Source organism: Gilliamella apicola, from assembly GCF_003202655.1.
GTDB classification, from domain to species: domain Bacteria; phylum Pseudomonadota; class Gammaproteobacteria; order Enterobacterales; family Orbaceae; genus Gilliamella; species Gilliamella apicola_R.
The window spans coordinates 89711-104214 of record NZ_QGLR01000004.1 but is presented as its reverse complement, the minus strand read 5'-3'; the positions used below and the strand labels follow the sequence as shown (position 1 = coordinate 104214).

At 35.8% G+C, this 14504-nt stretch carries 15 protein-coding genes; 7 read left to right on the top strand and 8 right to left on the bottom strand.

What is annotated here, in order from left to right; translation table 11 throughout:
• The first annotated feature begins 15 nt into the window (after positions 1-15).
• From agaW to agp, 5 genes are all read left to right on the top strand, one after another.
• Positions 16-798, top strand: a complete 783-nt coding sequence (gene agaW, locus DKK70_RS01505) for a PTS N-acetylgalactosamine transporter subunit IIC (RefSeq protein ID WP_110432433.1) — start codon at positions 16-18, stop codon at positions 796-798.
• Positions 788-1684 carry a PTS system mannose/fructose/sorbose family transporter subunit IID gene (locus tag DKK70_RS01500; RefSeq protein ID WP_110432432.1) on the top strand — a complete coding sequence of 299 codons (897 nt, stop codon included), beginning with the start codon at positions 788-790 and terminating at the stop codon, positions 1682-1684. Before agaW ends, DKK70_RS01500 begins: the two co-directional genes overlap by 11 nt.
• A 9-nt stretch (positions 1685-1693) precedes the next feature.
• Positions 1694-2131, top strand: coding sequence for a PTS galactosamine/N-acetylgalactosamine transporter subunit IIA (gene agaF, locus DKK70_RS01495; RefSeq protein ID WP_110432431.1), 438 nt, complete (start codon positions 1694-1696; stop codon positions 2129-2131).
• Positions 2121-3281 (top strand): N-acetylglucosamine-6-phosphate deacetylase, encoded by a 1161-nt coding sequence (nagA, locus tag DKK70_RS01490; RefSeq protein ID WP_110432430.1) that lies wholly within the window; start codon positions 2121-2123, stop codon positions 3279-3281. The genes agaF and nagA overlap by 11 nt, the downstream gene beginning before the upstream one ends.
• A gap of 157 nt (positions 3282-3438) precedes the next feature.
• Positions 3439-4686 carry a bifunctional glucose-1-phosphatase/inositol phosphatase gene (gene agp / locus DKK70_RS01485; protein WP_110432429.1) on the top strand — a complete coding sequence of 416 codons (1248 nt, stop codon included), beginning with the start codon at positions 3439-3441 and terminating at the stop codon, positions 4684-4686.
• 128 nt (positions 4687-4814) lie between these two features.
• On the opposite strand, the gene DKK70_RS01480 is transcribed toward agp, so the two are convergent.
• The 8 genes from DKK70_RS01480 to gatA all read right to left on the bottom strand — a co-directional run bounded on the left by DKK70_RS01480 (position 4815) and on the right by gatA (position 11598).
• Positions 4815-5471, bottom strand: a complete 657-nt coding sequence (locus DKK70_RS01480; RefSeq protein WP_110432428.1) for an HAD-IA family hydrolase — start codon at positions 5469-5471, stop codon at positions 4815-4817.
• A 1-nt stretch (position 5472) separates the two neighbouring features.
• Entirely contained in the window at positions 5473-6327 is an 855-nt protein-coding gene (locus DKK70_RS01475; RefSeq protein WP_110422474.1) for a tagatose bisphosphate family class II aldolase, read from the bottom strand.
• A gap of 21 nt (positions 6328-6348) precedes the next feature.
• The gene (locus tag DKK70_RS01470) at positions 6349-7287 is read right to left on the bottom strand and encodes a hexose kinase (RefSeq protein WP_110432427.1); all 939 of its coding nucleotides are present in this window, start codon (positions 7285-7287) and stop codon (positions 6349-6351) included.
• A gap of 184 nt (positions 7288-7471) precedes the next feature.
• The gene (locus DKK70_RS01465; RefSeq protein WP_086359398.1) at positions 7472-8245 is read right to left on the bottom strand and encodes a DeoR/GlpR family DNA-binding transcription regulator; all 774 of its coding nucleotides are present in this window, start codon (positions 8243-8245) and stop codon (positions 7472-7474) included.
• Between the two features lie 92 nt (positions 8246-8337).
• Positions 8338-9381, bottom strand: coding sequence for an alcohol dehydrogenase catalytic domain-containing protein (locus DKK70_RS01460; protein WP_110432426.1), 1044 nt, complete (start codon positions 9379-9381; stop codon positions 8338-8340).
• A 108-nt stretch (positions 9382-9489) separates the two neighbouring features.
• Positions 9490-10839: a PTS galactitol transporter subunit IIC gene (locus DKK70_RS01455; protein ID WP_110432425.1), complete on the bottom strand. Its 1350-nt coding sequence runs from the start codon at positions 10837-10839 to the stop codon at positions 9490-9492.
• A 4-nt stretch (positions 10840-10843) separates the two neighbouring features.
• Positions 10844-11128, bottom strand: coding sequence for a PTS galactitol transporter subunit IIB (gene gatB / locus DKK70_RS01450; protein WP_086359401.1), 285 nt, complete (start codon positions 11126-11128; stop codon positions 10844-10846).
• 17 nt (positions 11129-11145) lie between these two features.
• Positions 11146-11598 carry a PTS galactitol transporter subunit IIA gene (gene gatA / locus DKK70_RS01445; protein WP_110432424.1) on the bottom strand — a complete coding sequence of 151 codons (453 nt, stop codon included), beginning with the start codon at positions 11596-11598 and terminating at the stop codon, positions 11146-11148.
• A gap of 442 nt (positions 11599-12040) precedes the next feature.
• On the opposite strand from gatA, the gene gntK reads away from it, so the two are divergent.
• Together gntK and edd are read left to right on the top strand one after the other, a co-directional pair.
• Positions 12041-12571, top strand: a complete 531-nt coding sequence (gntK, locus tag DKK70_RS01440) for a gluconokinase (RefSeq protein ID WP_110432423.1) — start codon at positions 12041-12043, stop codon at positions 12569-12571.
• A gap of 45 nt (positions 12572-12616) precedes the next feature.
• Complete coding sequence (gene edd, locus DKK70_RS01435) at positions 12617-14422, top strand: phosphogluconate dehydratase (RefSeq protein WP_110432422.1); 1806 nt, start codon at positions 12617-12619, stop codon at positions 14420-14422.
• Positions 14423-14504: the final 82 nt, after the last annotated feature.

Below are 14504 nucleotides of genomic sequence, written 5' to 3'. Positions count from 1 at the left end.
TCGAGGGAGCATACTATGTTAATGGCTGCATTATTAATTGGACTACTTGCAGGTATTGCAGGTGTAGACTTATTTGATGGTTTAACACATTTACATCGACCTATTGTAATTGGCCCTTTAGTTGGCTTGATTTTAGGTGATATTAAAACAGGATTATATGTTGGCGGTTCATTAGAGCTTGTTTGGATGGGAATGGTACCATTGGCCGGAGCACAACCACCCAATGTTGTCATTGGCGGCGTAATTGGCACCAGTTTTGCAATATTAACTCAAGCCGATCCTAAAGTTGCCATAGGTATTGCCGTTCCATTTGCTATAGCGGTACAAGGTTGTATCACTATTTTATTCACTATCTATTCACCTATGATGCATAAATGTGATCGTTATGTTGATCAACTCAATTTTAAAGGTATTGAATGGGTTAACTATCTTGGCATGATTATTCTTTTTGGTTTCTATTTTATTGTTGCTTTCTTACCTATCTACTTTGGTGCTGATGCAGCTACAGCATTAGTTAAGAAATCACCACAATGGATACTTGATGGGCTTAGTGTTGCTGGAGGTATGATGCCAGCAATTGGTTTTGCAATGTTAATGAAAATTATGATGAAAAAAACTTATATTGCCTATTTTATTTTAGGTTTCCTTGGCGTGACATACCTTAACTTACCAATATTAGCCATTGCATTAGGCGCGTTAGCAATTGCAATGATTGATTTCTTTAACTTTGGCCGAGAAAACAACCATAGTATTAAGCCTATAAATTCAGATTCAGTGGAGGTGGAAGATGGAATTTAATAACGATCACCAACAAAAAATGGCCGAAAAAGAGGCCAAACGCATGCAACAAGCACTAGCAACAAGCAAAGTATCGACGGATACTTATATTGATCAAAACCAAGATGTAACATTAACTAAAGTTGACATTAACCGAATGGCATTACGTTCCCTAGCGCTACAGGCTTCGTTTAATTATGAACGTATGCAAGCTGGCGGTTGGCTTTATACTATTTTACCGGCTCTACGTAAAATTCATAAAAACGCTGATGACTTAAAAAACGCTATGCATATGCATATGGAGTTTATTAATGTTCATCCTTTTGATGTTACCTTTTTGTCTGGTTTAGTTTTAGCTATGGAAGAAGGTAAAGAAAATATTTCAACCATTCGTTCAGTTAAAGTTGCCTTAATGGGGCCTTTAGGTGGTATTGGTGATGCACTATTTTGGTTAACCTTGTTGCCTATTTGTGCGGGACTTGGTGCGTCATTAGCACTAGATGGTAGTTTTTTGGGGCCAATAATATTTTTATTAATGTTTAATTTAGTCCATTTTGGATTACGTTTTGGTCTTGCTCATTACGGTTATCATGCTGGCACTAACGCATTACCTTTATTGAAAACCCATACCAAACGCATTTCACATGCGGCATCAATCGTCGGTATGACAGTTATTGGAGCACTTGTTGCCTCTTATGTACATTTATCCACACCATTAGAGATTAATGCGGGTAAGGCTCATATTGCTCTACAAGCCGATGTTCTAGATAAACTTATGCCAAATTTATTACCGTTAGGCTTTACGTTAAGTGTCTTTTATTTGATGAAACGTAATTTCTCACCGGTAAAATTAATTGGTTTAACCGTGGTTATTGGCATATTGGGTAAATTAGTTGGATGCTTATAGAGGTTAATTATGTTGGGTATCATTTTAACAGGCCATGGTAGCTTTGCTACTGGCCTTTATGAAGCGGTAGTACAAATCATGGGAAAACAAGCACAATTTACTGCGATTAACTTCCCTGATGGGATGAGTAGTGAAGTGTTAGAGCAACAACTAACTGATGCTTTAAAAAAGTGTGATAAAGGGGATGGCGTAATATTTTTTACTGATATTTTAGGCGGTTCTCCATTTCGACTATCGGCAATGTTAAGCTATCAATTTAATAATGTTGAGGTAATTAGTGGTACCAATTTGCCTGTTTTATTAGAAATGCTATTACAACGAGATGTATTAGATGCTGAAAGTTTCCGCCTACGAGCATTAGATATTGCCAAATCGAGCATAACCAGTTTATGGGATGAAAACTGCAAAAAAACGATTGATAAAAAGGAATATTCAGATGGAATTTGAAAAAATATACGCTAAACAAGCTCTAACTCCCGTTGGCTGGTTAGCAAACGCAATGCTTACCATTAAAAATGGCAAGATTATAAAGATTGAACAGACAGATAAAGTCTGTTCAGACAATATCAAGGTGTTACCGGCACTTATAGATACCCATGTTCATGGTGTAATGGGGGCAGATACCATGGATGCCAACCATGAAGCCCTCAATACAATGAGCTGTTTCTTAGCACAACATGGTATTGGAGCTTTTTTAGCGACAACAGTTACAGAAAGTCATGAAAAAATTGAGGCTGCATTAGTACAAGTAAAACAGAGTATAAAGCAAGGAGTCGCTGGTGCAACTTTATTAGGTTCATATCTTGAAGGACCTTTTTTTAATGCTGTACATAAAGGAGCACATCCAGAAACACTACTACATGCCCCAGATCGCAAACTAATAGAAAAATGGTTAGCGCTTGCGGAAGGCACATTAAAGTGTATAGCTCTTGCACCTGAATACCCAAATGCATTAGAAATTATAGCTTGGTTACGTTCAATAAATATCAGAGTAATGGTTGGACATACCAATGCGGATTATCAAACAACAAAAGCAGCGCTACTTGCTGGGGCAAGTGGGGTCGTGCACTGTTATAACGGTATGTCAGGTTTGCATCATCGTAATCCCGGGGTAGTTGGTGCAGCCCTAACAATCGATAATTGTCAAACTGAAATTATCATAGATGGTCATCATGTACACCCTGCTGCAGTTGATATTGCTTACAAATGTTGTGGAAAAAACTTATTATTAATTAGCGATGCAATGAGAGCAACCGGGATGTCGGATGGAGATTATCAATTGGGTAAATTAAAAGTACATGTACAAGATCATATTGTACGGACTGAAGATGGAAGCCTAGCGGGAAGCACGCTAACGATAGATCGTGCCGTTAGCAATCTTGCTGATTATGCCAATATTTCATTTGCACAAGCATGGTTGCATGGTAGTTTTTATCCAGCAAAAGCATTAGGAATTGACGATACTTTAGGTAGCATTGCGCCAAATAAATTAGCCAATTTAGTATTATTAAATGATAATAATCAGATAGTTGCAACCATTATAAATGGTCATGTTGTTTATAAATCATCCACTGATCTTAGCAAGGTTTTAGTTTAACAATCTGTTTTCTTTTGTTTTATGCTATTAGAGTTGATAAGTATATAGGATAAAAACCGACTATTTAATTAAAGGAATTACTACTCACCTGCCACGCATAACAGAAATCGAAAGGTGATCTTATCTCGTCAAACAACACTTAAGAGGATGTTTATTTATGAAAAAACTAAAAATAATATTAGGTCTATCTTTGGTTTTCTCTTTTTCGGCACCAGCAATAGAAACATTAGATAATTATACCTTAGAACAAGTTGTCGTATTTAGCCGACATGGTTTAAGAGCCCCACTTTCCAGTCCAACAAGCACTCTTGGTAAAATTACCGCCAATCAATGGCCACAATGGGATACTCCTGCCAGTTATTTGACGACACGTGGTGGGGTATTAGAAAGCTATTTTGGTCATTACTTTAGTGAATGGTTGGTTGATAATAAACTTTTAACCGAAAATACCTGCCCAAGTGAAAATGAGGTGTATATATACACCAACAGTTTACAACGTACTATCGCAACCGGCCAGTACTTTACAGTTGGTGCTTTTCCTGGTTGTATAGTACCAATTATCCATAAGGAAAAATTAGGTACTATGGATCCACTGTTTTTTCCTGTGATTAGTGATGATAACCCTGAGTTTAAACAAGCGGCAATCACTTCAATCAACCAAACAGCTAACGCAAAAGGTATTGAAGGGTTAAATCAGAAACTTAGTAACACCTATCAAGATCTGTCAAATATTATAAATTATACCCAATCAACTAATTGTTTGACCGATAAACAGTGTGATTTTACCGATTTACCAACCAAAATTATTATTGAAAAAGGCAAAGAGCCCGGCATAACGGGTCCTCTTCGAACTGGAACATCAATTGCTGATGCCTTTATTTTACAATATTATGAAGGTGCTCCATTGCAAGATATTGCTTGGGGAAAAATAAAAAATAATAAACAATTTGAACAATTAGTTGCGATAAAAGAATATTATAATACCGTTTTATTTGGTTCACCCGTTATTGCAAAACAGGTTGCCGCCAATTTAATTAACTATATTAATCAAACTTTCTCGGAAAATAATCATACCAAATTTACATTTTTAGTCGGTCATGATTCTAATGTGGCATCTTTATTTGCAGCATTAAAAATTAAATCTTATACACTTGCCGATCAATTTGAAACCACACCAATTGGTGGCAAAATAGTATTCCAAAAATGGCGTAATAATCAAAGTGGCGAAGCATTGATGAAAATTGAATATTTTTATCAATCAACTGAACAAATCCGCAATTTGAGCCAATTAAATCGTAGCAATCCACCCCATAAAGTAACATTAGCAATGGAAAATTGTCCAATTAACACTTTAGGGTTTTGTTCATTTTCAACCTTTAAACAGATCATCGGTAATATAAATTAATAATGGATAACACCGTTGATAATATGTTCAAATCAAGCAGATATTGAACATATTATCAACAATTACTCCATAAGATATTTGCCGATTCAGATGTGATTAAATAAAGTAATAAATTTACTAATCATACTTCATACCTTATTTTTTAAAATTTCAAAATTGTTCTGGTTTAATTTATTGATGACTAACTCGTCAAAAGAATTGATATTTAACATATGATTATTATCAAGTGAGTTAGGAGTGTTAACAGTAATAATTTGACAATGCGCATTCAATGCAGATTCAATGCCCGCTTTAGAATCTTCAAAAACAATACACTCATCAGCAGGTAACCCAAGTAAATCTGCACCTTGTAGATAGCCATCAGGCGCAGGCTTTGTTTTAAAAACCATCTCACCGGTAATAAAAACTTTCGGTTTAGCTACATTGAGAATAGCAAAACGAGAATCCGCTACTTTTTTGGTACCAGAGGTTACAACTCCCCAAGGAATATTAAGTGAAGATAACTGTTGTAAGAAATGACTTGCACCAGATATTTCATCAATATCTTTGATATCTTGAGCCTCTAATTGTTCCAGCCAATGATACTCTTGTGCGATAAAACTTTCTGGCTTATTAGGTAAGAATAGTTTTATATTATCGATAGCTTTACGGCCATGAATGGTTTTTAATACATAGGAATGATTAAGTTGGTGGCGCTCGGCAAAGCCTAACCAGCAGCGTTCAACTGCTGGTAATGAGTTAACTAATGTGCCATCTAAATCAAATAAAATACCCTTTGCTTGCATATTATAATTTACCTGCACTGCCACAAATGCGAATTTTTTCTTCAACTATTTTCTTCATCGCTGCTTTAGCTGGCTGCATATAGTGTCTTGGATCATTAGCATCTGGATGTATATTAAAGTCTTGTTTTAAAGCATCAGAAAACGCAATTTTTAATTCTGTTGCAACATTTACTTTACAAATTCCTAATGAGATAGATTTTTTGACCATTTCCTCAGGAATACCGGAAGCACCATGTAAAACTAAAGGAATATCAACTTTATCTCGAATTTTTGCTAATCGTTGAAAATCAAGTTTAGGTTCTCCTTTATATAATCCATGAGCAGAGCCAATCGCTACCGCTAATGAATCAATGCCGGTTCTTTCAACATACTCTTTAGCAGCATCAGGATCGGTAAAAGCGCTTTGTTTATCATCGACAATCAAATCATCTTCTTGCCCACCTAGACGACCAAGTTCAGCTTCAACACTTGCATTATATTTATGACTGAAAACAACCATTTCTCTTACTATATCAATATTTTCTTCAAATGGATAATGAGAAGCATCAATCATAATTGAACGAATACCTGCTTCGATCTTAGATTTAATATCGCTCAAATTTTCATGATGATCTAAATGCAAAGCAAATGGGAAATGATGAATCTCAGCGGCTTGTTTACAGATACTAATTAAATATGGTGTACCGGCATAACTATAGGTAGCAGGCGTTGCCGCAAGTATAACTGGTGAACCTAACTCTTTAGCGGTATCAACCACAACTTGAATTGTTTCAAGATTATGAATATTAAACGCAGGAACAGCGTACTGCTCACGTTGAGCTTTTTTTAACATTTCTTGGCTGGAAATAAGATACATAATTTACTCCTAATTAAAATTTTAAATAATTTCTTTAATCTCAACTTGTTGATAATATTCATGATAGTTATTCATATTAACAAACCCAGTTTGAGCCTCCATGGCATTTAACATTCCCATAGTCATGGCACGTTTTAACATAACCTCTATTGATTCATTTTCATGTAGACTGACCGCAAGCCCTGCTAAAGTGATATCACCAGAGCCTACTGGATTAACAACATTGATTTTCGGGATGGAAACCTGATAATAGTGATTAAAACAACGAGCAAAAGCACCATTTTTACCTAATGAAATAACAATCAAAGGGATATCATCAAGAGAGTCGTGTTTGAGTGCTTTTATTAATGAATGGCTATCATTAACATCTATATCCATCTGAATAATCTGTTTTAACTCTTCTTGATTGGGTTTTATTAAATAAGGTTTATATTGAGATTTGAGGGTGGTTAGTAACATTTGTCCCGAAGAATCAAGCAAAACCGGGATTTGATATTCACTAGCTAGCTCAATTAAATTCACATAGAAATTGACGGGAAAACCAAGAGGTAATGATCCGGAAATCGTAATAATTTTTACATGATTGAGTAACTTTTTATAGTGTTGTAAGAATTGTTCAACATCATCATTATCTAACCGAGGACCGGCCTCAAGAATCTCGGTTTGATTACCCTGATGTAAAATTGCTATGCAATTTCTTGATTCTTTTTGGGTTACATAAAAGTTATAAGCTATATTATCTTCATCTAACTGCTCTTGAATAAATTTACCGGTAGTGCCACCAATAATTCCTGTCGCTAAAACAGGAATATTTGAAAAATTTATTCCTCGCGTAACATTAAGACCTTTACCACCAGCGGTTTTTCTTGTATTTGATACCCGATTGACATCATTAATAACTAATTTATCTAAAGAGTATGAAATATCGACTGATGGATTCATCGTAATTGTTAATATCATTTTCTCACCTATGCATTTACATCATTGTGAGAAATAACAATCTTAAATGATCTTCATTTGCCAATATGCTTGAATTCATCGACAACTATGGAAAAATTTCATATTGCAATGAATTACAATTTATTATCTCGCCAACTATTTGAGATCAATATTAAATAAAGTTTAAAAATCGACAGTGACACGATTAAACCGCTATTAAATTAATGCCTTGCTTTGCAAACTCTTGCTTGTATTTATTATCTACATTGGTATCTGTGATGATGACATCAAGTTTATTCAATGGTAATACAATATTAATACCATTACGCCCAAATTTAGATGAATCCAAAACTGCAACGACTTTCTTTGCGACATTCGCCATTACACTGCTAATTGTATAACCTTCATTAAATGTTGTTATTCCTCTTTGTGCATCAATACCATCAGCACCAACAAATAAAATATCAGCAGAGATACCATCTAAAGATTGCTCGGCAATTTTTCCATGAAAAGAGCGGGTTTTATGTCTAAGTGTACCACCACAAATTAATAACATAATGTCACTATTATCAGATAGGATAAAAGCAGAGGTAAGACTATTGGTAATAACTGTAATGTGTTTAAGTTTTACCAACTCTTCTGCTATCAACATAGTTGTACTACCACTATCTAAAATAATAATATCACCCTCTTTCACTTGTTTAACTGCCTCAATAGCAATACGTTTTTTAGCCTCAATAAATCGCTGATAACGTTCTTCTAATTGCAGCTCTTTAAATGATTTAATGTCATCGTTATCTATAATTTTGGTTGCACCGCCATGAAATCGAGTAAGCACCCCTTGCTTTTCTAATAATCGAAGATCTGTCCGTATGGTGACTTCAGAAACATCATATTTCTTGGATAAATCACTCACTAACACGGTACTGTTCATATTAAGAAGCTCTATTATTTCTTGGCGTCTTTCACTTGCATTCATAATATTTCCTTTTTCGAAATTATTTCAGCAGTGTATAACAAACAAAATCAAAAGATAAGTTTTCATTTTCAACGATTAAATTAAATCAAAAACTACATGCAATTTAGTAAAATCTTCCCATTCATAGGATGACCATTTAATTCGGTAACTTGTGCAATAAATGTATGAAAGTCACCAATACTGGTAATAAGTGGTTCAAGTTTTATTTTTCCTTCAAGGAAAAATTGGCTCACAAGTTGCCATTCCTCTCCCGGCCATGGTGCAGAATAATTCATCCAACTACCCAAAATGTGTAATTCTTTTCGTAAAATTAAGCCGAAAGTTTTTTCAGAAAGTGTAATGTCATTATGTAAAGTACCAACTAAACCAATTTTTGCTCTAGGTCCGGCTATCTCAATAGCTAACTTAACGGTAACCGGTGAGCCTGCTGTTTCTAGAACAATCTGCTCAAATCGATTTATTGATAACGCCTGAGATATTTCTTCTGGACTAAGATTTTTAGAGTTGTAAACTTGAACGGCCCCTAATGATTTAGCAAGATTTAAACGCGTGTCATTAATATCAATAACAGCTATTGATTTAGCCCCCATGGCTTTGGCACATTGCATGGCAAGTAATCCAATTGTTCCGCCGCCGACTATAATGACATTTTTATCTCTGCAACCATCTGCTAATAACAGCGCGTGCATTCCAACAGTCATTGGTTCAAAGAAAGCCCCCTCAAGAGGAGTTACACCTTTGGGTAATTTGAAGGCATTTTTTTTATTTAATACTATATATTCAGCAAAGCCACCACTGATTCTTGAACCAACAAAGGTATAATTTTTACAAAGTGAGTAGTAATGTTTTTGGCACTCATCACATATAAAGCAAGGTAATAAAGGTACACAAGAGATTAAATCACCAATAGCAAATTCTGTAACATCATTGCCAATTTCCGTTACCGTACCACTAAACTCATGACCAAGGGTTATTGGATAATAGTGAGCGCCTTGATGAAATATTCTTGGAATATCTGAACCACATAGTCCAGAATAAGCCACTTTAACTAAAATTTGATCTGAAGATGTTATTTTGGGTTTTTCCATTTCTGTAACAGATAAATTACCCCCATCATTAACGATAACTACTTTCATCTTTTTTCCTTATAGCTAATAAATGATGTTTATTTATGGCTTTCACTGGCTTTCCAGTGAAAGCTTGCAAATGAAATACTTACTGATTGTTGTTAATTTTTAATCTATTTATTCTTTAACTAATAATTGATATCTACGTGCTCTTTTCCATGTCAAAAATAAGCAGAATAGATAAAACAATCCAATAAGAACAAAACCTATAGGTTGTTTTAAATTAACCAACTGAACCATAAGGTAAGTAATTGGTGACCCGCCTTGATCCATTGCCCCAACCAAAATATTGTTATCTGCCGCAATCGTGCCGGCATTAACTGCCAATTGTGTGGTTAATGGGATCATTTGTGTCGCAATCCATAATGTAATGGCAATAATGATTGCCCCCGATATAACAATTCTAAATAAGTTGCCTTGATGGATAGCCACCCCCATAGCAACAAAAAAACCAATGGTTGCTAAGTCACCGAATGGTAAAACCTCATTACCAGGAAGGATAATGGCAATAAAAATACTTAAAGGAATAAAGATTAAACTTGCCGAAACGACTGTTGAGTGGCCTAATAATAAGGCAGGATCTAAACCAATAAGAAAATCTTGGCCGCCAAATTTAGATTGTAAATGTTTGCGAGCTTGTTTGGATATTGGTGTCAATCCATCCATAATTGGTTTGATTACTCGTGGCATGAGTAACATCACCGCAGCGGTTTGAATAGCAAGTTGTAATGTTTCCTTCACGCCATACCCTGCCAATAAACCTAATAAGATCCCCATAAATAAACCAACGGTTACCGGCTCACCAAAAGCACCAAATTTCTTTTGCATATCGACAGCGTTAAAATTAATTTTGTTAACACCGGGGATTTTTTCAATAACTGCATCAACAAATACCGCTATAGGTCCACAATAGGCTGAGGTACCATGAGGTACAGCAATACCATCAAGTTCAAAAAATTCTTTAGTATCTTTAGCGAACCAGTCTCCCAATTTATAAGCGATAACCGCGTGCACAATGACGCCAACTATACCTAAGTAGTAAGAATCGGTAGCAATATAGACAAGTGCACCGGTAAAGGTCATATGCCAGATATTCCATATGTCCACATTGACAACTCTTGTTAATCGCAGAACTAACATCAGGATATTAACCGCAATAGCAATCGGTATCGCAACTAAAGCAATTTGCGAAGCCCATGTCATTGGCGCTGCGCCCGGCCAACCAACATCAACCACTTTTAAACTGATATCAAATCTTTCCGCCATGGCTTGCGCGGCTGGTCCTACCGAACTAGTTAGCAATCCAACCACTAAGCCAATACCAACAAATCCAATACCAATATGAATACCTGCTTTTAATGCATCACCAATTTTCATTCTTAATACTAATGAAAATAGAATAATAACAATCGGCAACATTACTGATGGGCCAAGATCCAAAATGTACTGCATAATTTCAGTAAACATATACTCATCCTTTTAAAATCGATAATATTTTATCTTTTAGCTGCTCAATCCCAACGCCTGAAACAAAAGGCATACCATGAACGATAGGAATATTCCCAAAGGTTTGATCCATCCTTGCTGTAGTGCAGATCAAATCAACATCATCAATAAATGTATTAATTTCATTAATACGACATTGAACCAGATCGAGATCTATACTATTTTCTTGGCACAACTCTTTTATTTCTTCTGCTGCCAGTGTTGAAGTCGCAACAGCTCCTCCACATGCCACAATAATCTTTTTTTTCATAATGCCTCCTAGTCAATTTATTGGTTAATAATCACTTTTTTAAAATGCTCAGCGACTTCATTCGCTTCAGCACTAATTAAAAAGTGATAAAACTCTTTATTTTGTAAATTTGAAAAAAGTGCTTTCAATAGATTCAGTTGATCCTCCGGAGAAGTAACAACCAGTGAAATGATTAATGAAACTTCAACCGTACTATCTTCATCAGCACGATTGAAAACAACTGGAGATTGAGGACGAATTATATAAATAGCAGGACTAATAGCGTGTTCAGCTTCACAATGAGGGATAGCCACGGCATAACCATCAAGTGCAATCCCAGTAGGAAATAGAGCTTCTCTCTCTATTAACGCTTTTAGATGACTTTTTTTAACAATATTCTTTTGTTGTAATTGTTCACTAATAAATGTTAAGGCATCACGCTCATCTTTAAACTTGATATTGTCTTCTAGCAAAAATTGACATTCATTCATGTTTGATCTCCATTATCACTTTACATTTGACTTTCGTTATCTTTCGAAATCAAAAATCATGACGAAAGATTATTTCCTTTCGAAATTAAAAGCAAATGACAAATATTGTTTTTGTGATCGAAATCTATTTTTTTAAAAAAAGTTAAAAAACGAAAGTTGATGCAATAAGGTAGGGATTGGTTGTGCTGTAAGATAAGAATGAATTTATTTTTTAATTTCAAGAATTGGCGGTGATAGCTAAAATACACTTTATTAAAATATATATATAAATTATTAAGTTAGTTATTTTTAGATTTATTTTAGCTTATAGTTATCCAAAAAATCGCTAGTTAACTGGTTAGCAAAAATATGATCTAAATCACAAAAAAAACTTTTTTATATTGCAATAAAGGATTATAGTGACAAAATGTTACCCGTAACAGATCATTAGGAGAAAGAAGCAATGACGCAACAAAAGAAACATGTTTTCGTTTTCATGGGAGTATCAGGTAGTGGTAAATCGGCTGTGGCAAAACAGATAGCCGATAACCTAAATGCCGCTTTTTTGGATGGTGACTTTTTACATCCAAAAGCCAATATATTGAAAATGCGCAGTGGTACGCCACTAAATGATGAGGATAGGATGCCTTGGTTAAATTTAATTAGTAATGCTGCATTTGCAATGAGTAATGTGAATAACATTTCGATCATTATTTGTTCGGCACTAAAAAGACAGTATCGCGATATTATCCGTGGTGAAAATGAAAATGTGCACTTTATTTATTTAAAAGGAAGTTTTGATGTTATTGCCCAGCGTTTAGCCAAACGTCAAGGACATTATCAAAAAACCGGCATGTTACAGTCGCAATTTGACGCATTAGAAGAACCATCAGCTGATGAAAAAGATGTCTATGCTATCAATATTGAACAGCCGCTAAACGATGTTATTCACGATGCCACAAAGGTGATTAATTCAATATGTCATGGTGAATAAATTGATGGTAACTAAAATTATAATAAATATAATCCAGAGGTTAATGTGAATTCCACTATTTTAGCTGTAACTCAGCGCATTATTGATCGGTCTAAAGCAACACGTGAAGCTTATCTGCAAAAAATCGAACACGCGATGTTAAAAAAAGTCACGCGGGCAAGCTTACCATGTAGTAACTTAGCTCATGGGTTTGCCGCTTGCTGTCTTGATGAAAAAAATGATCTTAAAAATATATTAAAAAGTAATATTGGCATTATCAGTTCTTATAACGATATGTTATCGGCGCATAAACCTTATGAATTTTATCCAGAACAAATTCGCAAAGTATTACATGAAATAGGTGCTGTCGGACAAATGGCTGGTGGTGTACCTGCTATGTGTGATGGAGTAACCCAAGGCGAACCGGGCATGGAAATTTCGCTAATGAGCCGAGATGTGATTGCCATGTCAGTTGCTGTTGGGTTATCACATAATATGTTTGATGGCGCACTTTATTTGGGGGTCTGCGATAAAATCTTACCCGGGTTATTTATTGGCGCCTTATCATTTGGCCATTTACCGGCAATCTTTGTTCCTTCTGGACCGATGCCTTCAGGGTTACCAAATAAAGAAAAGGTACGTATTCGTCAACTTTATTCGGAAGGAAAAGCCTCACGCGAAGATCTATTAGAATCTGAATCAGCCTCATACCATACCAGTGGAACTTGTACTTTCTATGGCACCGCAAATAGTAATCAAATGGTCATTGAGCTAATGGGATTACATCTACCTGGAGCGGCCTTTGTGCATCCTGAGACCTCATTACGTTATGAACTCACCAATGCCGCGGCAAAACAGATCACTCGGTTAACTAATCAATCCGGTAACTATATGCCAGTTGGTAAAATGGTTGATGAAAAAGTGATAGTTAATGGTTTAGTTGCACTCTTAGCTACAGGCGGTTCAACCAATCTGACTATGCATATCGTCGCTATGGCTAAAGCGGCCGGTATTATTATTAATTGGGATGATATTTCAGACCTATCCACTGTTGTGCCGTTATTATGCCGAATATACCCAAATGGCCCAGCTGATATCAACTACTTCCAAGCAGCTGGTGGTACTTCTTTATTGGTTAGAGAATTATTATCTGGTGGTTTATTACATGAAGATGTTGAAACGGTAGTTGGTCGTGGACTAAGCCGTTATACTAAAGAACCTATTTTGGAAAACGGTAAACTCATCTTCCGCGAAGGCCCAAGCAAATCCTTAGATGAAAATGTGATTGCTTCAATTAACAAACCTTTCAACTCGCATGGTGGATTAAAGGTGATGTCGGGTAATTTAGGTCGGGCCATAATGAAAACATCAGCGGTTACGGCTGAGCACCAAATAATTGAAGCACCAGCCGTGGTATTTAATAGTCAGTATGATTTAGATGCAGAATATAAAGCCGGCAATCTTAACAAAGATTGTGTTGTAGTGGTGCGTTATCAAGGGCCAAAAGCTATCGGGATGCCAGAATTGCATAAATTAATAACACCATTGGGTGTTTTGCAAGATCGTGGTTATAAAGTTGCTTTATTAACTGACGGACGACTATCTGGCGCCTCAGGTAAAGTGCCTGCGGCTATTCATGTAACACCGGAAGCCTATGCCGGTGGGTTATTAAGCAAAGTTCAACAAGGTGATATGATTCGTGTCAACGGTCAAACCGGCGAAATAACTTTACTGGTTGATGAGGCCGAACTAGCAGCACGAAAACTTGAGCCAATTGATTTAACCAATTCACACCAAGGCTTTGGGCGAGAGCTTTATAGCGTTATTCGAGAAAATCTTAGATCAGCTGAAGAAGGTGCGGTTAGTTTTTAATCCAATTTATCTGCCGCTAAATGCGGCAGATATGGTTAAACAGCCCGCAAAACTACTTTCCCAATTTTTTCTAGGATAAAAA